9 protein-coding genes are annotated in these 20009 nt (G+C 76.7%); 5 read left to right on the top strand and 4 right to left on the bottom strand.

Features of this window, described 5'->3' with window-relative positions:
- Positions 1-12 precede the first annotated feature (12 nt).
- Entirely contained in the window at positions 13-135 is a 123-nt protein-coding gene (locus ACGFZP_RS21010; RefSeq protein WP_392935041.1) for a hypothetical protein, read from the top strand.
- 125 nt (positions 136-260) lie between these two features.
- The gene (locus ACGFZP_RS21015; protein WP_392935044.1) at positions 261-677 is read left to right on the top strand and encodes a GNAT family N-acetyltransferase; all 417 of its coding nucleotides are present in this window, start codon (positions 261-263) and stop codon (positions 675-677) included.
- Between the two features lie 225 nt (positions 678-902).
- On the opposite strand, the gene ACGFZP_RS21020 is transcribed toward ACGFZP_RS21015, so the two are convergent.
- Positions 903-2306, bottom strand: a complete 1404-nt coding sequence (locus tag ACGFZP_RS21020) for an erythromycin esterase family protein (RefSeq protein ID WP_392935047.1) — start codon at positions 2304-2306, stop codon at positions 903-905.
- A gap of 279 nt (positions 2307-2585) precedes the next feature.
- On the opposite strand from ACGFZP_RS21020, the gene ACGFZP_RS21025 reads away from it, so the two are divergent.
- Positions 2586-3401: a tyrosine-protein phosphatase gene (locus ACGFZP_RS21025; protein ID WP_392935049.1), complete on the top strand. Its 816-nt coding sequence runs from the start codon at positions 2586-2588 to the stop codon at positions 3399-3401.
- Positions 3402-3477: 76 nt separating this feature from the next.
- Here ACGFZP_RS21025 and ACGFZP_RS21030 read toward each other — a convergent pair whose 3' ends face one another.
- Positions 3478-3801, bottom strand: coding sequence for a hypothetical protein (locus tag ACGFZP_RS21030; RefSeq protein WP_392935052.1), 324 nt, complete (start codon positions 3799-3801; stop codon positions 3478-3480).
- Between the two features lie 90 nt (positions 3802-3891).
- On the opposite strand from ACGFZP_RS21030, the gene ACGFZP_RS21035 reads away from it, so the two are divergent.
- Positions 3892-4518: an HAD family hydrolase gene (locus ACGFZP_RS21035; protein WP_392935534.1), complete on the top strand. Its 627-nt coding sequence runs from the start codon at positions 3892-3894 to the stop codon at positions 4516-4518.
- 456 nt (positions 4519-4974) lie between these two features.
- Complete coding sequence (locus ACGFZP_RS21040; RefSeq protein ID WP_392935055.1) at positions 4975-5142, top strand: hypothetical protein; 168 nt, start codon at positions 4975-4977, stop codon at positions 5140-5142.
- A 54-nt stretch (positions 5143-5196) separates the two neighbouring features.
- Here ACGFZP_RS21040 and ACGFZP_RS21045 read toward each other — a convergent pair whose 3' ends face one another.
- Positions 5197-6651 carry a condensation domain-containing protein gene (locus tag ACGFZP_RS21045; RefSeq protein WP_392935058.1) on the bottom strand — a complete coding sequence of 485 codons (1455 nt, stop codon included), beginning with the start codon at positions 6649-6651 and terminating at the stop codon, positions 5197-5199.
- Complete coding sequence (locus ACGFZP_RS21050) at positions 6648-19886, bottom strand: MupA/Atu3671 family FMN-dependent luciferase-like monooxygenase (RefSeq protein ID WP_392935061.1); 13239 nt, start codon at positions 19884-19886, stop codon at positions 6648-6650. The genes ACGFZP_RS21045 and ACGFZP_RS21050 overlap by 4 nt, the downstream gene beginning before the upstream one ends.
- Between the last annotated feature and the right edge of the window lie 123 nt (positions 19887-20009).

Here is a 20009-nt window from a genome sequence, read left to right on the forward strand (position 1 = left end):
GGGGAACCCCGTATGACCGCCCTCCCGCACCCGGCCCTCCCGCAGCCCTGCGCCCCGGCCCCCGCGCCCGCCGCGCCCGCGCCGGACACCGCACCCGACGGCATGGACTCCTGCTGGGGCGTGCGGGGCGACTAGGGCCCCCCTTTTCGGATCGCGTCGGAGCAGTGGGCGGCCGTGGACCGAACAGAGAGACCGGGGCCGGAAGGGCTCCAGTGAGGGAACCCGGTGCCCTCCGTACCGAGACCTGTCAGGATCCCCGCATGGAGATCCGCCGCATCACCCGCGTCGAGGCCGTCAAGGACGCCGGGCACTTGTTCGACTCGCTTCCTCGGCCGGGGGCGACCGAGCGGTTCCTCGCGGACGAGCGCCATCACCTCCTGATCGCCTACGTGGACGGCGTCCCGGCGGGGATGGTCACCGGCGTCGAGATGACACACCCGGACAAGGGCACCGAGATGTTCCTGTACGAGCTGGGCGTGGACGAGTCGTTCCGTGGGGGCGGTGTCGGCCGGGCTCTGACGTCGGCGCTTGCAGACCTGGCACGCGAACGCGACTGCTACGGCATGTGGGTGATCACGGACGAGGACAACGCGGCGGCACTGGCGACGTACGGCCGCGCCGGGGGCGCACCGGAAGACGGGCAGGTGGTGCTCGTCTGGACTTTCGACCCGGCATAGATCCGCAGGGCGCAGCCGCGCGCCGCGTCAGGCGGTCGTGCCGCGCGCCGCCCCGGTCCTGCGCTCAGCGCGCATCGCCCGCCGAACTGTGCGGTCGGCGGAACGCGTACGCCTCCGTGGGATCGGTGCCCGGGTCCGGGGCCCTGACCGGGCCGGCGTAGCCCTCCTACGGCGACGTCACCGCCCGCGGCCTCTAGAACGTGTCTCCCGCCGCCCGGCGCCGGGTCAGAGTCCGACGGCCTCGCGAACCTGGTGCAGGTGGACCAGGACGTCGTAGGCCCGGCCGACGGCGAGGGTCGGCAGCGGGTCGCTCCTGAAGCTGGAGCCGGCCTCGTAGACGGGGCGGGGGGTGTCGAGCCAGCTGCGGCCCGCGGCCGGCAGGGTGCGCAGGTCGAGGTAGAAGTCGCGGTGGCGGACCCGGTCCAGGGTGTACTCCTGCATGTCGGGCGTGGCCGCGGGGACGGTGACCTTGTTCCAGGCGCTGCCGAGGCTGGTCGCGGTGAGGAAGGACCCCTGGTTGAAGGTGAAGCCGACGGCGGTGTAGCCCCGGCCGAGGGCGTTGCGCAGGTAGGCGCCCTGCGTGGTCGGGTACATCACGGGGTCGCTGGACAGGTAGCCCACATGGCCGTTGTGCGCCGACAGCAGCATCCGGTCGCCGGTGCGCTGCTGCCACCAGACGGTGTTCGCGGCCATGGCCTGGTCGCGCAGGTGCTCCGCGGCGGAGACCGACTCCGGGTCGGAGAGGTCGAGGGAGGCGAAGGCGAAGGTCTGGGCGATGTTGCGGGCGTGCTGCTCGGCCCACTCGTAGGCGTCGCCGCCGGCGCCCTTGTTCGCGGTGACCAGGTCGAGCGCCTGCTGGGCGAGGACGGCGTTGCGGCGCCGCTCGGCCACGGGCTTGCCCAGGTAGGCGAAGACGTCGTCGAGGGGGCGCAGGCCCGCGTACAGCTCCTCCAGGCGCGCGAGGTCCCGGGGGTGGGTCGCGCGGACGTGGGAGGCGACCTTGTCGAAGACGGCGTCGCCGAGCCTGGGCGCCCCGATGTCGTTGCCCATGAAGTGGACGCCCCGCCCGGGGTGGCGGTCGTTGTACTGCCGCATCCAGGTGATGAGGCTGACGAACTCCTCGCGTTCCCAGGGGGATCCGGCGAGCGTCTCCTCGGCCACCCGGCGGGCGTCGCCGGCGCCGCCCTGGACGTACTCGTCGATCCGCAGGCCGGCCGTCCAGCTCATCTCCAGGGCGAAGGTGGTGAAGCCCTTCTCCTCGACGAGGTAGCGGAAGACGCGCTCCTTCATGGCGAAGAACTCGTGCGAGCCGTGGGTGGCCTCGCCGAGGCCGACCACCCGGGCGTCGGCGACCATCGCGCCCAGCGGCCGGAGGTCGGTGGTGCGGCCGCCGGGCTCCGTCGAGCGCAGCGGGTAGGCGGCGCGTTCCAACGCACGTATCGCGGCGGCCTGCCGGCCGTCGACCGCCGTGGCGCCGTCGACCGCCGTGGCGCCGGGGGCTGCGGACCCGGAGCCCGCTCCGGCGGCGGGCGCGGCGGCGGCCGCCGGGGCGAGCAGGGCGGTGGCGACGAGCGCCGTCGTCACAGCGAGCAGCCCCCGTCGGCCGATCGGCTTCGTGTGGGTGGTCATGCTGGTCACTCCTCGGTTCGGTGTTCCGCAGGCGGTGGAATGATCATGACCCGGATCGCGCCGGGTGGCCCTGGGGCCCGCCTCCGACCTGACCGGGGGAAAACCCCCGGTCAGGGCAGGGGGCGGGCCCGCCCGCCCCTGCCCCTTGAAGCCCGCCTGCGTCCCCGAAGCCCTCCTGCGCACCGGCCCCCCGGGCTACCATCCCCCCACAGGCCACCGCCGCCAGGCCATCTCCAGGCCACCGCCAGGCCACGCCAGGCCTCGCCGAGGGGAGCGCCCGTGACACCCGATCACCCCGCCGCGCACACGCACACACCCGCCCTCACCGGCGTCCGCAACTTCCGCGACGTCGGCGGCCTGCCCGCCGCCGACGGCCGCACCGTGCGCCGCGCCACCCTGTTCCGCAGCGGCCACCTCGCCCGCGCCACCCCCGGCGACGTCACCGCCCTCACCACCCTCGGCCTGCGTCTGATCATCGACCTGCGCGGCACCGCCGACCTCACCACCGACCGCGCCGACGTCCCCGTCCCCGGCGCCGACCGCCTCCAACTCGCCCTCACCGACCCCGCCCAGGGCGCCCGCTCCTACCACCTCCTGCGCCGCGGCGACCTCCCCGCCCTGCGCACCGAACTCGGCGACGGCCGCGCCGAGGCCCGCATGATCGCCGCCTACCGCCACCGCGTCCTGGACCGCACCGAGGAACACGCCCGGATCCTGCGCACCCTCGCCACCCCCGCCGCCCTGCCCGCCCTCGTCCACTGCTCCGCCGGCAAGGACCGCGCCGGCTGGGCGGTGGCCCTGGTCCTGCTCGCCCTCGGCGTCCCCGAGGACGCCGTCATGACCGACTACCTGCGCAGCAACGACCCCGCCCAGCTCCACCGCTTCACCCGCGCCGACGGCACCGTCCCCGAACCCGGCAGCGAACTCTGGACCCTGCTGCGCCCGGTCTTCGAGGCCCGCCCCCAGTACCTGGCCGCCGCCCTGGACACCGTCCGCACCCACTGGTCGACCCCGCACCGCTACCTGCGCGAGGCCCTCGGCCTGACGGACCAGCATTCTGCGGCCCTGCGCACCCTCCTGCTCACCGACTCCTGACCGGCCCGGCGCGGCCCGGCGCGGCCCGGGGAGGGGCCCCGGCGGGAGATGCCGGCGGAGTCCGGCTGCGGCCCGGCTACTGCGACGCCCGCACGGCTGCCCCCGCGGAGACGACATCCAGGTCGATCACGACCTCCTCGCCCTCCCGGCGGCCGCGCTCCGAGATCACGAGGCCGATCAGTGCCAGATCGCCGGCCTGGTCCCGCAGCTCGTACTGCTCATGGGTCTCCTCGTCGAGGTCACCCGACTCGTCGCGCTCCCAGGCGTCCACCGCGGCCTCGGCCACGGCCCTGGGCAGTCGCACCGTGACACGGCCGACCTGGGCGTCGACATGCCTCCCGATCGCTGCCAGCAGCTTCGAGTCTTCCCGGTACCTGGCGTACTGCTCCTGATCCACCACAGGGCGAGGCTACTGGGACGGTCGGACCCGCCTCGACTGAATTGACCCGGCGGCCCCCTGCGGTCCGGGCGCTAGGCTCGCGGTGTGCGCGTGCGGTCCGTGGTGTTCGACATCGGAGAGACCCTGGTCGGTGAAACCCGCTACTGGGCCGACTGGGCACGGTGGTTGGGCGTGCCGCCGCACACCATGTCGGCGCTGGTCGGCGCCGTGCTGGCCGAGGGCGGGGACAGCGCGGACGCGATCCGGATCGTGCGGCCGGGGGCCGACGTGGGCGCCGAGTGGCGGGCCCGCCGGGCCGCCGGCCGGGGCGACCACCTGGAGGAGGGCGACCTCTACCCCGACGTCCGCCCGGCGCTCCGCAGGCTGCGGGACGCGGGCCTGTGGGTGGGCATCGCCGGCAACCAGAACGCCGTTGTCGCCGACCTGTTGAAGGGCCTGGCGCTGCCGGCCGACGCCATCGCCACCTCGGGCGGGTGGGGCGTGTCCAAGCCCTCGCCCGCGTTCTTCGAGCAGGTGGCCCGGTGGGCGCCGGGTGAGCCCGGCGAGATCCTCTACGTCGGCGACCACCCGGCGAACGACATCGCTCCCGCCCGGGCCTGCGGGCTGCGGACCGCCCACCTGCGCCGCGGACCGATCGGCCTGACCACCACCGCACCGGAGGCCGATCGGACGGTCGACTCGCTGACCGAGCTGGCCGCCCTGCTGACGCCCCGGTAGAGGGGCGGCCCCGAACCGCCCCGGCACGGTGGAGGTCGGGATGCTGCTCCCGGCGCCCTGCGTGCGCGGCGGGGGCGGAAGGCCGACCGGGGCGGGGAGGGCCTCGCTCCGCAGAGGGAGAGCCGTGCCCCCGGCGCCGCGTTCGACCCCGCCGCCTTCCCCGAGATTGTTCGGGTCCACTCCGACCAGGCGGCGGCAGCCGCAGAGATCCAGCGCTCCGCCCGGTCTGCCGCCGAACTGGATGTCCTCGCGGTTCGCGGCCTTGGCCTCCTGGCCCTGCGGGACTCCTTACTCCGCCCGCACATCGACCGCGACGGCGACAAGCCGCTCCGCCTCCGGGTCCTGCTGCTCGATCCGGACTCGCCGGCGGCGGCCCGCCGTGCTGCGTTCGAGAAGCGGTGCCGCAACTACGTCTTCACGGTCGATGGCCGCGAACTGCTGGCGACGCTCGTGCGCGTGCCGGAGATCGATGGGACCTTCCTGGAACTGGAGGCGTCCGCTCGGACCGAGACCGATCTCCAGCCGGCCCTGTCCGTCATCCGCGGGGTGCTCGTCGGGCTCGGCATTGCCGAGAGCGACCTGACGGTCGAGCTGTACACCGATGCGGTCGCCGCTGCCCGCTGACGTGCGGGCCGTCCTCCCGGCCCCCGCCGCGCGGGCGGCGGGGGCCGGGGGTGGTCAGGCCAGGGCGGGGAGCTCCTTTGCCAGGCGGGTGACGAGGGTGTCGAGCCAGCCCCGGACGGTGGGTTCGTCGAAGAGGTCGGTGTCGTACTCGGCGAGGCCCGCGAGGGCGCCCTCGTGGGGGGTGAGCATCAGCATCAGGTCGGCGCGGGCGCCGTTGCCCTCGATGTCCTCGATCCGTACGTCCAGGCCGGGCAGGTCCAGGGCGGTGGCGGGGGTGCTCTGCACGACGAGCATCAGCTGGGGGAAGGAGGGGGGCAGGGCAAGTCCCAGCTCCCGCAGGTCCTCGGTGACCAGGCCGAAGGGGACGTCTGCGTCGTCGAGGGTGGTGGCCAGGGCCCGGGCGGCGCGGTCGACGAGGGCGGGGAAGCCGCCGTCGGCGCGGTGCGGCAGGCGGACGGGGAGGTTGGTGCTGAGCAGGCCGACCACCCGCTCGTGCTCGCGCCGGCGGCGGTTGGCGGTGGAGAGCATCACCAGGCTCTCCTCGGCGCCGGTGAGGTCGTTCAGCAGGTCGCCCAGAGCGGCCAGCACCACGGCGGCCGGGGTGGTGGAGCGGCGGGCCGCACAGCGGTACAGGGCCGCGGTGAGGTCGGGCGCCAGGGTGAAGTGGGCGATGGCGCCCCGCCCGGAGCGCTGCTCGGGGCGGGGCCGGTCGGTGGGCAGGTGCACGGTCAGGGGCAGCCCGGCGAGGCGCTCGGCGTAGCGGGCGGTGGCCTCGCGCACCGCCTGCCTGGTCACCACCGTCCGCTCCCAGCAGGCGTGTTCGGTCATCGAGCCGGGATCGCCGAGCGGGGCGTCGAGGTCCCGGTAGAGCGCGCCGAGGTCGTCCAGCAGGGTCGCCAGCGACCAGCCGTCCAGGGCGATGTGATGGACCGTCAGCAACAGGGTGTGGTGCTCGGGGCCCTGGCGCAGCAGCCGGGCGCGCAGCAGCGGGGGCGCGGCGAGGTCGAAGGGGGTGCCGGCCTCCTCGCGGGTGGCGGCCTCCACGGCGCCCGGGTCGCCGGACGCCTCGGTGACGGGCAGCGCCAGCGCGGCGGGGGCGGCCAGGACCTGTTGGAGCAGGCCGAGTTCGGTGGCGGTGAAGCGGGTGCGCAGGCTGGCGTGGCGGACGGTGAGGGCGGTGAGGGCCTGCCGGAGGCGCCCGGCTTCGAGCGGGCCGCGCAGGGTGAGGCGCTGGGTGATGTTCCACAGGCTCGGGTCGGCGGCGCGCCCGTGCCCGCGGTGCATCCGGGCCTGGGCGATCCCGGCCGGCGCGGACGCCTCGGCGGCCCCCGCACCGGTGAGGGCGGCGAGCAGCCGGCCCCGCGACCCCTTGACCAGGGCGAGGAGTTCGGCGTCCATCGCGCCGGGCGGGGCGAGGTACTCCAGGCGCTCGCCGCGGGTGGACAGCACGACCTCCCGCTCGTCGAGCAGCCGCAGCAGCCGCTGCCAGTGCTCCTGCGGCGCGCTCACAGCTCGCCCCGCTCGTAGGCCTCGGCCGCCGGTGCGGCGGCGGTGGCGCGCTCGGCCATGCCCCGGATGGTGGGGCGGCGGAAGAAGTCGAGGACGCCGATCTCCAGCCCGGCCTCCTCGCGGACCCGGTTGAGCAGGCGGGTGGCGGCCAGCGAGTGCCCGCCCAGATCGAAGAAGGAGCTCTCCACCCCCGGTGCGGGGACGGCCAGTTCCTGCGCCCACAGCCGCTGGAGCAGCTCCTCCAGCCCGGTTGCGGGCGCGGTGTCGGCGCCGGCGCCGAGCGGCTCGGCGGGCGGCAGCGCGCCGCGGTCCAGCTTGCCGTTGCGGGTCAGCGGCACGTGCTCCACCCGCGCCCACAGCCGGGGCACCATGTGCTCGGGCAGCCGGTCGGCGAGCGCGTCGCGCACCTGCGCCAGCCCGGTGCCCTCGGCCAGGACGGCGTAGGCGGCGAGCGCGGTGCCCTGCGGGCCGCTCTGCGCGGCGACGGCCGCGCCCCGCACCCCGGGGACGGTGCGCAGCACGCTCTCCACCTCGCCGGGCTCGATCCGGTAGCCGCGGATCTTCACCTGCTCGTCGATGCGGCCGAGGTAGTCCAGGGAGCCGTCGGGCCGCAGCCGCCCGAGGTCGCCGGTGCGGTAGCGCAGGCCGTGCGGGGTGGGGGCGAACACGGCGGCGCTCTCCTCGGGGCGGCCCAGGTAGCCGAGGGCGACCTGCGCGCCGAGGACGTGGATCTCGCCCGCCGCGCCGTCCGGGACGGGCCGCCCGGCGCCGTCGAGCAGCTGGATGCGGCTGCCGGGCACCGGGCGCCCGATCGGGGCGTGGTCGGGGCCGTCGGCGGACAGCTCGGCGGCGGTCACCGCGTGGGTCTCGGTGGGCCCGTAGTGGTTGAACAGCCGGCACCGCGGGTGGCGGCGCAGGAAGTCGCGCAGGGCGGGGGTGAGCAGCAGCTGCTCGCCGCCGGAGACGATCTCGCGCAGGTCGGGCACGGGGGCCTGGGCGAGCGCGTCGAGCAGGCCGGTCAGGGTGGTGTGCGGCAGGTGGAGGCGCTCGGTGCGGGTGCGCCGGATGTACCCGGCCAGGGCGTGGGCGTCGTAGCGGGTCTCCTCGTCGACCAGGACGAGGGTGCCGCCGCCGGCGAGGGTGGTCAGCACCTCCTGGACGCAGACGTCGAACCCGCAGGAGGCGTACTGCAGGGTGCGCAGCGGCGGGTGCCGGTCGGTGTTCCAGTCGATCAGCGCGTGCAGGCCGCGGTAGGGCATCAGGACGCCCTTGGGCCGGCCGGTGGTGCCGGAGGTGTAGAGGCAGTAGGCGGGCGACTCGGGGTCGGGGTCGACCGCGGGCGGCGCGGGCGCCAGGGGGCCGTCGTCGTCGGCCAGGACGGCGGGTAGCGCGATGCCCAGCCGGTCGGTGGCGGCGCTGGTGAGCAGGACGGGCGCACCGCTGTCCGCGGCGATCAGCCGGCAGCGCTCGGCGCCGTGCACCGGGTCGATCGGCACATGGACCGCGCCCAGGTGCAGGACGGCCAGCAGCGCGGCGACCTGGTCGGCGCCGCGCGGCAGCAGGGTCGCGACGGGGGTGGCGGCGCGGACCCCGGCACCGGCCAGCCGGGCGGCCAACCGCTGCGCCCGCTCGGCCAGTTCACCGTAGGAGACGGCGACGCCGTCGGGGGTGAGGACGGCGGTGCGCTCGGGGTGCTCGGCCGCGGTGCGCGCCAGGCGCTCGCGCGTCGTGGGGGTGTCGGCCCGCACCCCGGCGGTGATCTCGCCCGCGCCGGGCAGCAGTTCGGCCACCGGGCGGGCGGGGTCGGCGACCGCGGCGGCCAGCAGCCGCTCGAACGCGCCCAGCAGCCGCTCCACGCTCTCCTGGTCGAACAGGGCGGTGGCGTACTCGACGTGGCAGCGGATGCCCTCGGGCAGGTTGGTGAGGAACAGGGTGAGGTCGAAGCCGGCCTTGTCGACGACGTCGTCCAGCGGACGGGCCTGCACGCCCGGCAGGTCGAGCTCGAACAGCGCGTGGTTCTCGAACTCCACCATCACCTGGAACAGCGGGTTGCGGCTGGTGTCGCGCGGCGGGTTCAGCTCCTGCACGAGGACCTCGAAGGGCAGCCGCTGGTGCTCGAAGGCGTCCAGGGCGGTGGCCCGCACCCGGGCCAGCAGCCGCTCGAAGTCGGGCTCCCCGGACAGGTCCAGACGCAGGGCGAGCGTGTTGACGAAGAACCCGACCAGGTCCTCGCAGTCCTCGTCGCGGTTGGCCACCGGCGTGCCCAGGACGATCTCGTCCTGGCCGCTGAAGCGCTGCAGCACCCCGGCGAAGGCGGTGAGCAGCACCATGAACAGGGTCGAGCGCCGCGAGCGGGCCAGTTCGCGCACCCCCGCGGACAACTCCCCGTCCAGCAGCCGCACGAAGGCGCGCCCGCGCCCGTCCGGCAGGGCCGGGCGGGGTCGGTCGGTGGGCAGCGCCAGCACCGGCAGCCGCCCGCCGAGGACCTTGCGCCAGTGCTCCAGGTCCTGGTCGAGCGCGCCCTCGGCCACCAGCGCCCGTTCGCGCGCCGCGAACCGCGCGAACGTCGTCGCCGGCGGCGCGAGGTCGGCCCGGCCCCCGGCCAGGGCCGCCCGGTACAGCCCGCCCAGCTCCCGCGTGACGACCACCGCGGACAGCGTGTCGATCACGATGTGGTGCATGGACAGCACCAGGACGTGCCGCTCCTCGCCCAGGCGCAGCAGCCGGGCGCGCAGCAGCGGACCGGCCGCCAGGTCGAAGCGGTGCGCGCCCTCCTCGGCGACCAGCGCCCGCACGGCCTCCGGCCCGTCCAGCCCCGCCGGGGCGTCCTCCACGCCCGGCAGGACCGCGGCGGCGGGCAGCACCACCTGGTACGGCTCGCCGTCCTGCTCGCGGAAGACCGTGCGCAGCACCGGGTGCCGCTCGGCCAGGGCCTGCAGCGCGCCGCCCAGCGCGACCGCGTCCAGCGGGCCGTCCAGGGCGATCGCCTTGACCTCGTTGTAGCGGGAGCTGTCCGGCAGCATCCGGTGCAGGAACCACATCCGCTGCTGCGCGTAGGACAGCGGCGCGCGCCGCTCGCGCGGCTGCGCACTGGCCCGCCGCACCTCGTCCAGGTGCGGCAGCCCGGCCGCGACCAGGTCGGGGGCCAGGCCGAAGTCGACGAACGCGGCGATCTCGTCGGCGCCGGCGGCGCGCAGCGAGTCCAGCACCTCCCGGACGCTGTCGGGGGTGCCGATCAGCGCCCGCGACGCGCAGTAGCGCCCGTAGGCGCGCTCCAGCACGAACTCCAGGTCCTCCTCGGGGGTGTTCTCGTAGTCCAGGGTCAGGCCCAGGCTGTTGGCGACCTGCCCGAACAGCGACAGCGAGGAGCGCAGGTAGGAGCAGAACGGCCGGTAGGCCTGGGCGCGGGCGGCGGCGAGGTCGGCCCCGAGGTAGGTGTGCACGAGCACCACCACCCGCCCCGCCTCCGGATCCAGGCCGTGCTCGGCCCGGGTGCGCCGGTACAGGGCGATGTTGGCGGCCAGCTCCTCGACGCTCTGGGTCATCAGGTTGGTGATCACCCCGAGGTCGTGGCGGGCCGCCTCGCGGAAGCTGTCCGGATTGCCGACGATCGCGGTGAACATCGGCGGCAGCTCCTGCAGCGGCCGCGGGTGCAGGTGCACCTCGATCGGCTCGCCGCTGCCGCTGCGCCCCCGGTAGGGCTCGCCGCGCCACAGCGCCCGGATGGTGTCGACCTGCTGGTGCATCAGCTGCTTGTGGGTGCCGTAGCGGTCGGGGAAGAACAGGAAGTCGTTGGGGTGCCAGCCGCTGGCGCAGCCCAGGCCCACCCGCCCGCCGGACAGGTTGTCCACCACCGACCACTCCTCGGCGACCCGCACGGGGTGGTGCAGCGGCAGGACCGCGCAGCCGGCGTTGAGGCGGATGCGCGTCGTCTCGCGGGCGAGGGCGGCGGCCAGCACCGAGGGGTTGGGGAAGATGCCGCCGAAGGAGTGGAAGTGGCGCTCGGGCAGCCACAGGGAGTGGAAGCCGTTGCGGTCGGCGAAGCGGGCGCTCTCCAGGACGATCCGGTAGCGGTCCTCGGGGGCGGTCTCCAGCGGGTAGTCGCCGAAGAAGTAGAGGCTGAAGTCGACCTTGCGGTCCGGATCGCCGGGCGGCACCGGGGGAGCGGGCTGCATCGGGGCGGCGGGCTGCGGCTGCGCGGCGCCCGCCGGCCCCACCGCCGTGCCGGGCCGGGGCAGTTCGCGGCGCGGCGCGGGCACGCCGGGGACGGGTATCGCGCGGGTGGCGGGGAAGAACCCGCCGCGGCGCATGTCGCGCAGCGAGTCGCGGACGGCGTCGACCACGAACTCCACGTCGGCGTCGGAGTGCGCGGTGGACAGGAAGAAGTTGCGCCACTCCCACACGTAGACGCCCTTGACCAGCAGGTGGTGGAAGAGCAGCTCCATGTCGGCGCGCGGCTCGAAGCGGAACAGCGAGCCGAAGTGCGCCAGCGACAGCGGGAACTCCTCCTCGGCGAAGAAGCCGTTGAGGGTGGCGGCCAGCTCGCCGGTGCGGGCGTTCAGCCGCTCCTGCAGGCCGGGCCCCTGCTCCTTGAAGTGCCGCAGCACCGCGCGGCAGGCGGCCATCGACAGCGGGTGCTGGATGTAGGTGCCGCCGAAGAAGGTGGTGTCGTTGGGCGGGTAACTGGCGTCCCCGTACTGCCAGAAGCCGCCGTCGATGCCGTCCATCACGGCCGCGCGCCCCGCGATGGCGCCGATCGGGAAGCCGCCGCCGAGGACCTTGCCGTACGTCGACAGGTCCGGCTCCACGCCCCAGAAGCCGCGGGCCCCGCGCAGGTGCGGGCGGAAGCCGGTGAGCATCTCGTCGAAGACCAGCACGATGCCCCGGCGGGCGGTCAGTTCGCGCAGCTCGCGCACGAAGTCGGCCGGCTGCAGGGAGGGGTGGCGGCTCTGCACCGGCTCGACGAGCACCGCGGCGATCCGATCGCCCAGCTCGTCGATCACCCGAAGGCTCTGCGGGTCCCCGTACTTCAGGACGATCAGGTCGGCGACCGCGCTGCCGGGGATGCCGATCGACACCGGGACCGTCTCGCGGTCCGCGCCGTGGCCCACCGGGCGGCCCAGGGTGTGGTCGAAGTGCCCGTGGTACGAGCCCTCGAACATGACGATCTTGTCCCGCCCGGTGTGGGCCCGGGCCAGCCGGATCGCCCCGGCGTTGGCCTCCGTCCCGGAGTTGGCGAACGCGACCCGCTCGGTACCGGTCAGCTCCGCCAGCAGCTCGGCGGCCTCGCCGGTCTCCTGCCCGCGCGGGCCCAGCCGCAGGCCGCCGCCCAGGTGCTCGCGCACGGCCTCCTGGACGAAGGCGGGCTCGTGGCCGAAGAGCAGCACCCCGAAGCCCATGGTGATGTCGACGTAGGAGTTGCCGTCGATGTCCTCCAGGCGCGAGCCGTGCGCGCCGCGGGCCGCGATCGGGTAGAGCATCTCCTTGGTCGCCGAACGGAAGCCCACCACGGCCCGGCTGTCGGCGAGCACCCGCCGGTGGCGCTGGGTGAGGGCCTTGGACGCGGCGGTGCGCGCGGTGAACCGCCCGACCAGGTCGTCCAGGTGGCGGCGCTGCTCGCCGCTCAGACCGCCGGCGGCCATCCCGGAGTCCCGCGCCACGCTCACCCGCGGGCCGTGCACCTGCGGTGCCGGCGGTGCCTGCGGTGCCTGCGGTGCCTGTGCGGCGGCGGGCCCGGCGGGGACGGGCCCGCCGGTCGCCGGCTGGACGGGGGCGGCGGCGGGCTGGACGGCGGCGGGCAGGGCCGGGGCCGCGGGCAGGGCCGGGGCCGCGGCGCCCGGGGCGGCGCCGGCGAGCAGGCCGAGCTGGTGGGACATCAGCTCCGAGAACTGGCCGAGCAGGGCGAGCTGGCGGTCGATCACCGCCCCGGCCTCACCGGTCAGCGCCGCCCCGGCCGGCGCCCCCGCCGCCGGCAGCACCGGGACGGACACCGCGACCGCCGCAGCCGGGACCGCCGCAGCCGGGACCGCCGCCGCGGGCACGGCAGTCGCCGCCGCGGGCTCCGGAACGGCCGCCGCAGCAGCCACCGGAACGGCCGCCGCGGCCGGCTCGGGCGCCGGCACCAGCGCCGCCAGCGCCTGCGGGTCCATCCGCTCCACGATCAGCCCCGCCAGCCGCGCCGGGGTGTCCGCGTCCTCGAACAGCTCGCGCATCGAGACCCGCACCCGGAACGCCCGCTCCAGGTCACGGATCATGTTGATCATCGACAGCGAGTCGGCACCCAGGTCGAAGAACGGGTCCTGCGCACCCACCGCCTCCTCGGCCACGCCCAGTTGGCGCGCGGTCTGCTCCACGACCCGGCGAAGGACCAGGCCCGCCGCCTGCTGCGCCGGCTCCGGCGCGGGGGTGTCGGTCATGACGGTCTCCTCCAGAACGGTGCGATCGGCTTCCACGACGGACATCGGCATGGCCCCTGACCCGGGCACGGCCACGGCCCCGGCCCCGGCCTCGGGTGGCGCCTGGGGCGCCGTGAACCAGTGGTACGTGCGGTGCAGCGGCCGCCCCGGCAGCGGGACGCGCCGCGCGGGCCCCTCCGGCCGGGTACGGGCGGCCGCCGCCCCGGCCCAGTCGACGGCCGCGCCGTGCGTCCACAGCGCGCCGAGCGCCCCGAGCAGCTGCCGCTCGGGGCAGCGCCCGCGCCGCCCGCTCGGCACGAACACCGCCTGCGCGAGCTCCCGGCGCCCCAGGGCGCTGAGCGTGTGGTGCGGGCCGACCTCCAGGAACAGCCCGTGGCCCAGCCCGTCCAGCGTCGCCAGCACCTGGTCGAAACGCGCCGTCTCCCGCGTCTGGCGCACGAAGTGCCCCGCCTCGGGCACCGTGCCGGCCGCCAGCACCGCGCCGCCCAGGTTGGTCACCAGCGGCACCCGCAGCGGCCGGAAGGCGATCTGCTCCAACCGCCCGCGCAGCGCCTCCAGCACCGGCTCCATCAGCCGCGAGTGGAACGCCCGGTCGGCGGCCAGCCGGTCGGTGGACACCCCCTCCAGCGCCAGCACCGCCTCCGCCGCGGCCACGTCCTTCGGCCGCCCGGCCAGCACGCACTGCCCGGCGCCGTTCACCACCGCCAGGTCCACCCCGGGCAGCCACCGCTCCAGCCCGGCCAGCCGCCCGGCGGACGCCGCGGCCGCCGTCATCGCCCCCGGCTCGGTCGAACGGTGCATCAGCCGCCCGCGCACCCCCGCCAGGAACAGCCCGTCGGCCAGCGAGAACGCCCCGGCCGCATAGGCCGCCGCGTACTCGCCCGCACTGTGCCCCGCCACCGCGGCCGGCCGCACCCCGAACTCCTCCCACAGCGCGGTGTACGCGGCCTGCACCGCGAACAGCGCCGGCTGCACCGCCTCCGTACTCCACACCTCCCGCCCGCCCCCGCCCCCGGCGCCGCCCGGCTCCAGCAGCAGCTCCAGCAGCGACTCGCCCCACGCCTCGCGGTGCAGCCGCTCGCAGGCGTCCAGCACCCCGCGGAACACCGGGTACGCCTCGTACAGCCCGCCGGCCATCCCCCGGTACTGCGAGCCCTGCCCGGTGTACAGCAGCACCGGGGCCTGCACGCTGCGCCCGGCGTCGCGCGCGCTGTGCGCGGGGCCCGAGGCCCGTCCGGCGCGGAACGCCTCCAGCGCCTCGGCGAGTTCGCCCGCCCCGGTGCCGGTGGCGGCCAGCCGGTGGCGCAGCGCGCGGCGTCCGGCGCCGAGGGTGAGCAGCAGGTCGCCGGGGCCGGGCGCCGGGTCGGTGCGCAGCCGCTCGGCCACGGCGCCCGCGAGTTCGGCCAGTGCCCGGGGGCTGCGCGCGGACAGCGGCAGCAGGGCGGGCGCCGGCGGGCCGCCGGCCCCGGGCGCGCGGGGTGCGGGCGCCTCCTCCAGGACCACGTGGGCGTTGGTGCCGCCGACGCCCAGCGCGCTGACCCCGGCCCGGCGCGGGGCGGGGCCGTCCGGCCACGGCGCGCCCGCGGCGCTCAGCACGAAGGGGCTGTCGGCCAGGCCGAGCGCGGGGTTGGGCCGGGTCAGGTTGGCCAGCGGCGGGATGGTCCGGTGGCGCAGCGCCAGGACGGCCTTGATCAGGCCGGCCAGCCCCGCGCAGGTGTCCAGGTGCCCGATGTTGGGCTTGACCGAGCCCAGTGCGCAGAACCCGACCGCCCCGGTGCGGGCCCGGAAGGCGCGGGTCAGCGCCTGGACCTCGATCGGGTCGCCGAGCGGGGTCCCGGTGCCGTGCGCCTCGATGTAGCCGATGCTGTCGGCCGCGACGCCCGCCACGTCCAGGGCCCGCCCGACCACCGCGGCCTGGCCGTCCACGCTGGGCGCGGTGTAGCCGACCTTGCCCGCGCCGTCGTTGTTGACGGCCGAGCCGAGGATCACCGCGTGCACCGTGTCGCCGTCGGCCAGCGCCCGGTCCAGGCGCTTGAGCAGCACGGCGGCCACGCCGTTGCCGCCCACCGTGCCGCCGGCCCGCTCGTCGAAGGCCCGGCAGACGCCGTCGGGCGCCAGGATCGAGCCCTCCTGGTAGCGGTAGCCGGCGGCCTGCGGGATGTGCAGCGCGGCGGCGCCGGCCAGGGCGAGGTCGCTGTCGCCGGTGAGCAGCGACTGCACGGCCAGGTGGACGGCGACCAGCGAGGTGGAGCAGGCGGTCTGCACGCCCACGGCGGGACCGGTCAGGCCGAGCCGGTAGGCGACCCGGGTGGCGGCGAAGTCGGCCTGGTTGCCGATCGCGACCTGCAGCGCCTCCACCGGCCGGGCCGGGTCGGCCGCCGCGCCGACGGCCTGCTGCAGGTAGGTGCGCAGCGAGTACAGCGTCATACCGGTGCCGGCGAACACGCCGATGCGGGTGTCGGGCGGGCTGTCGCCGTAGCCGCCCTCGTCCAGGGCCCGGGCGCAGGTCTCCAGCAGCAGCCGCTGCTGGGGGTCCATCAGCGCGGCCTCGGCGGCGCTGATCCCGAACGCCTCGGCGTCGAAGTGGCCGATGTCGGCGATCGGCGCCGTGACCGGGACGAAGTCGGGGTGGGTGTACTCCTCGGCCCGGATGCCGGCCGCGGCCAGCTGCCCGGGGGTGTAGCGGGTGGTGCTGACCACGCCGTCCACGATGTTCCGCCAGTACTGCTCGGGGGTGTCCGCACCCGGCAGGCGCAGCGCCAGGCCGATCACGGCCACCCGCCGGTCGGCCGGCACCCCGCGCTCGGCGTCGACGGCGCCGGCCGGGCGCACCGGCTCCGGCCCGCCGCCCGCCAGGTGGGCCGCCAGCGCGTCCACGGTCGGATGGCGAAACAGCGCGGTCTGCGCCAGCCCCGGCGCGGGACCGGCCGCCAGCGCGGCATGCACCCGCATCAACTGCACCGACCCCAGGCCCAGTTCGTGAAAGGCCCGACCGGGGTCGACGCTCTCGCCGAGGACGGCCTCGAAGGCCTCCAGCACGGCGCGGCGCAACTCGCCCGCCCCCGGCCCCGCCACGGCCGGCACCGGGGCCGGCGCCGCGGCCGCCCGCGACCCGCCCGCCGCCCGCTCCTCGTCGATCAGCCGCTCCTCGTCGATCAGCCGCGGCTCGCCGGCCAGCAGCCGGCGCCGCGCGGCGGGCCGGGCCGCGTCAGGACCGGCGAAGTAGTGCCCCGGAGCGCCGCCCAGCAGCGCACCGGCCAGCCGCCGCCCCTGCGCCGCGTCGAACACGGCGATCCCGCGCTCGGCGGCACCCTCGTCGTGGGAGGTCTCCCGGTTCATCCCGACACCGCTCCACAGCCCCCAGGACACCGTCCAGGCGGGCACCCCGCACTCCCGGCGCAACCGCTCGGCGGCCGCCTCCAGATACCGGTTGGCCGCCGCGTACGCGGCGGAGCCGACCACCTCCTGGAAGCCGATCATCGAGGAGAAGCCGACGAACTGGGCCCCCGGGCGCACCCGGACCAGGTCGGCCAGCACATCGGTGCCCTCGGTCTTGGCCCGCACCGCCTCGCGCCACTGCTGCGCACCGAGCCCCTCCAGCAGGCCGATCCGGTAGTCGCCCGCCAGGTGCAGCACGCCCTGCAGCGGCGCGCCCCAGCCCCGTTCGGCCTCCGCGACCACCGCCGCCACGGCCTGACGGTCCGTCACGTCCGCCGTGCGGTAGTCCACCCGGCCGCCGGCCCGGGCCAGCCGCTCCAGCGCCGAGCGCCGGCGCGCCGCCCCGGGGCCGTCCCCCGAGGGGTCGCCGCGTCCGACGAGCAGCAGCCGCAGGCCGTGGCGGCGCAGCAGTTCGGGCAGCAGCTCGCCGGCGACGCCGCCCAGGGCGCCGGTGACCAGCCAGCGGGAGCCGGGGGAGAGCAGGGTGCACGACGGCCCGTCGCCCGGCGCCGGCGGCAGGCCGAGCCGCGGCACGTGGGCCCGCCCCTCGCGCCACGCGGCCTCCGGCTCGCGCCGCGGATCGGCGAGGAAGGCCAGCACGGCCTCGACGGCCCGGTCGTCCGCCGCCGCCCCGGCGGGCAGGTCCAGGTGGCGGGCCGCGCCGAGCAGCTGCTCGGCCCGCACGGCCCCGGCCAGCGCGGCACTCAACGCGGCCGCCGGCCGCGGGACTTCGCCGTCCGCCAGGGCGTGCAGGCCGGCACTGACGGTGGTCAGCTCCACCCCCTGCGGCCCGGCGCTGTAGCGGCGGGCGAGCACCCGGGCCAGGCCGAGCAGCGCCTCCCCGCACAGCACCGGATCCGGCCCGCCGTCCTGCGCCCACAGGTGCAGCACCCGCCGCGGGCGCAGACCGGACTCCTCCAGGTGCTCCAGCAGCTCGGCCCAGCCCTCGGCGCGCCGCTGGTCGAGCAGGTAGCCGGACCCGGCGCGGGCGAAGGCCTCGCCCTGCCCGGCCTGCACGGCCCGCGGCAGCACCGCGGCGAGCGCGTCCGACAAGGTCCCCGGCCCGGTGGGCCCCACCAGCAGGACCGCCTCCTGCGGCACGGGCGCGGGCCCGGCCGGCGCGGGCCGCGGCTCCCACGCCGCGGTGCGCACCACGTCCGGCACGGTGCGGGCGTTGCCCTCGGCGAGGTCCAGCCGGGCGATCGACTCGTCGAACCCCCCGGCGAGCAGCCGCTCGCGCAGGGCGGTGCGCTGGATCTTGCCGCTGGTGGTGCGGGGGAAGTCGGCGGCGGGCACCGGGAGCACCAGGGCGGCCGACAGCGCGAACCGCCCGGCCAGCGCGGCGCGCACGGCACCGGCCAGCACGTGCGGTTCGCCCGCCCCCGCCGCGGGCACCAGGAACACCGCCAACTGCTCGCTGCCGCTGCGCTCGTCGGGCACCCCGCAGGCGGCGACGTGGCCGGAGAGCACCCCGTCGACGGCGGACACCACGTCCTCCAGGTCGTGGCAGAAGTGGTGGACGCCGTTGACGATGATGATCTCCTTGCGGCGGCCGGTCAGGATCACCTCCCCGTCGCGCAGGTAGGCGAGGTCCCCGGTGTCGAACCAGCCGTCGGCGGTCGCGGACTCCCGGTCCGCCTGCGGGTTGTTGAGGTAGCCGGGGGTGACCCGCCCGGAGGAGACCTGCAGGCGCCCGATGCGCAGTTCGGGCAGGACGGTGCCGTGGTCGTCGGCCACCCTCAGCCGGGCGCCGGCCGCGGGGCGGCCCATGGACAGGAAGCGGGTGACGGGCCCGGCCGCGTCCGGCGCGGCCGGGCGCAGCTCGCCGGTGAGCGAGTCGGTGGCCAGCAGCTGGACGGCGCCCGCCTCGCCGTAGCGCTTGTAGGTGATGATGGTGCAGGTCTCGGCCATGCCCCAGCCGAGCAGCAGGTGCTCGGGCCGCAGCCCGCAGGGCGCCAGCCGGGCGAGGAACTCGTCGGCGACGCCCTCGGTGCACTGCTCGCCCGCGTTGATCAGGGACTTGACGCCCGACAGGTCCCAGCGCCGCCCGGGGGCGGCGCGCAGCGCCTCGGCGACCAGCCGGTAGCCGAAGTTCGGCGACCAGGAGTGCGCGGCGCCCTGGCGCTCCAGCGTGTCCAGCCACAACAGGGGGTCGGCCAGGACGAGTTCGGTGGGGATGTGGGTCTGGTCGCAGGCCGCGACCACGTCCCGCAGGTGGAACATCAGCAGGCCCGCGACATGGTCCAGCGGCAGCCAGTTGACGGTGGCGTCGCCGGGGTCGTAGCCGTGCTCGCGGGCGCCCGCGACGTACTCCAGGATGCCCCGGTGGCTGATCTGGATGGCCTTGGAGCGGCCGGTGGAGCCGGAGGACAGCTGCAGGATCGCCACCTCCCCGCTCGCCCCGTGCGGTGCGGCCGGCGGTGTGCGGGCGCAGCGGTCCACCGGGACCACCCGCAGCCCGGCGGCCTGCGGGTGGAGGGCGGCGATGCCCGCGAGGCCGGCCACGGCGTCCCCGGCGGCCAGCACCGGCGGGTGCTCCAGCGTCTCCCAGGCGCTGACCAGCTTGTCCAGCACCGGGTTGGGGTGGTCGTAGCCGGGCGGGCGGGCCACCGTGACCGGCAGTAGGCCGCCCAGCAGGCAGGCCCACAGGGCGGGGAAGTACTCCTCCAGGTCGGGCACCTGGAGGATCGCGCGGTCGCCCGGGCGCAGGCCCGCCTCGGTCAGGGTGGTCAGCACGCGCAGCGCCCGGTCCAGCAGTTCGGGGTAGCGCAGGGTGGCGGTGGTGCCGTCGGCGCGCACCAGGTGCAGGCCGCGCCCGGGGTGCCGGCGGGCGGCGCGCAGCAGGGCCTCGGGCAGGTCGGCGGGGCCGTCGGCGGGCACGGCCGGCGGCGGCCCGGCGGCGACGGCCGGCTCGCCCCCGGCCCCGGGCCCGGCCCCGCTCCCGCTCCCGGGCTCGGACCGCGGTGCCGGCCCGGGCGCCGCCGCGGCGGTGAACGGGCGCCAGTGGCGGGAGAGTTCGCCCAGGTGGCGGCGCGCGGGCCGGGGCCGCTCGCGCGGGTCGAGGGCGCCGGCGAGGGCGGCGGCGTCGGGCCGGCCGTCGGCGGTGCGCGGGATGCCGTCCACCAGCCGGATCACGGCGCCGGGCGCCTCCTCCAGCAGGTGTGCGGCGGCCAGCCGGCGCAGCGCGGCCGGGTCCCGGTCGTCGGCGGGCACGAGGTAGGCGGTCAGCCCGCCGCCGCCCGCACCGCCGCCCTCCCCGTCGCCGTCCCCACCGCCGTCCCCGCCGCCGGGGACGAGGGCGCAGTCGGCCAGGCCTGCGTGGCGCAGCAGCCCGCCCTCCAGCGCGTCGAGTCGGGGGCGGTCGGGGCCGTTGGCGCTCATGCGGGTCGTACCTTCCTGGGCTTCGTGGGCGGGGGCGAGGTACCGCGGGCACGGCCCCGCCGCGGCGCGGGTGCGCCGCCGGGGCGGGCCCGCCCCGGCCGGACGGATCCCGGTGGGGCGTCC

The sequence above is a fragment of the Kitasatospora sp. NPDC048239 genome, assembly GCF_043202015.1.
Classification (GTDB): domain Bacteria; phylum Actinomycetota; class Actinomycetes; order Streptomycetales; family Streptomycetaceae; genus Kitasatospora.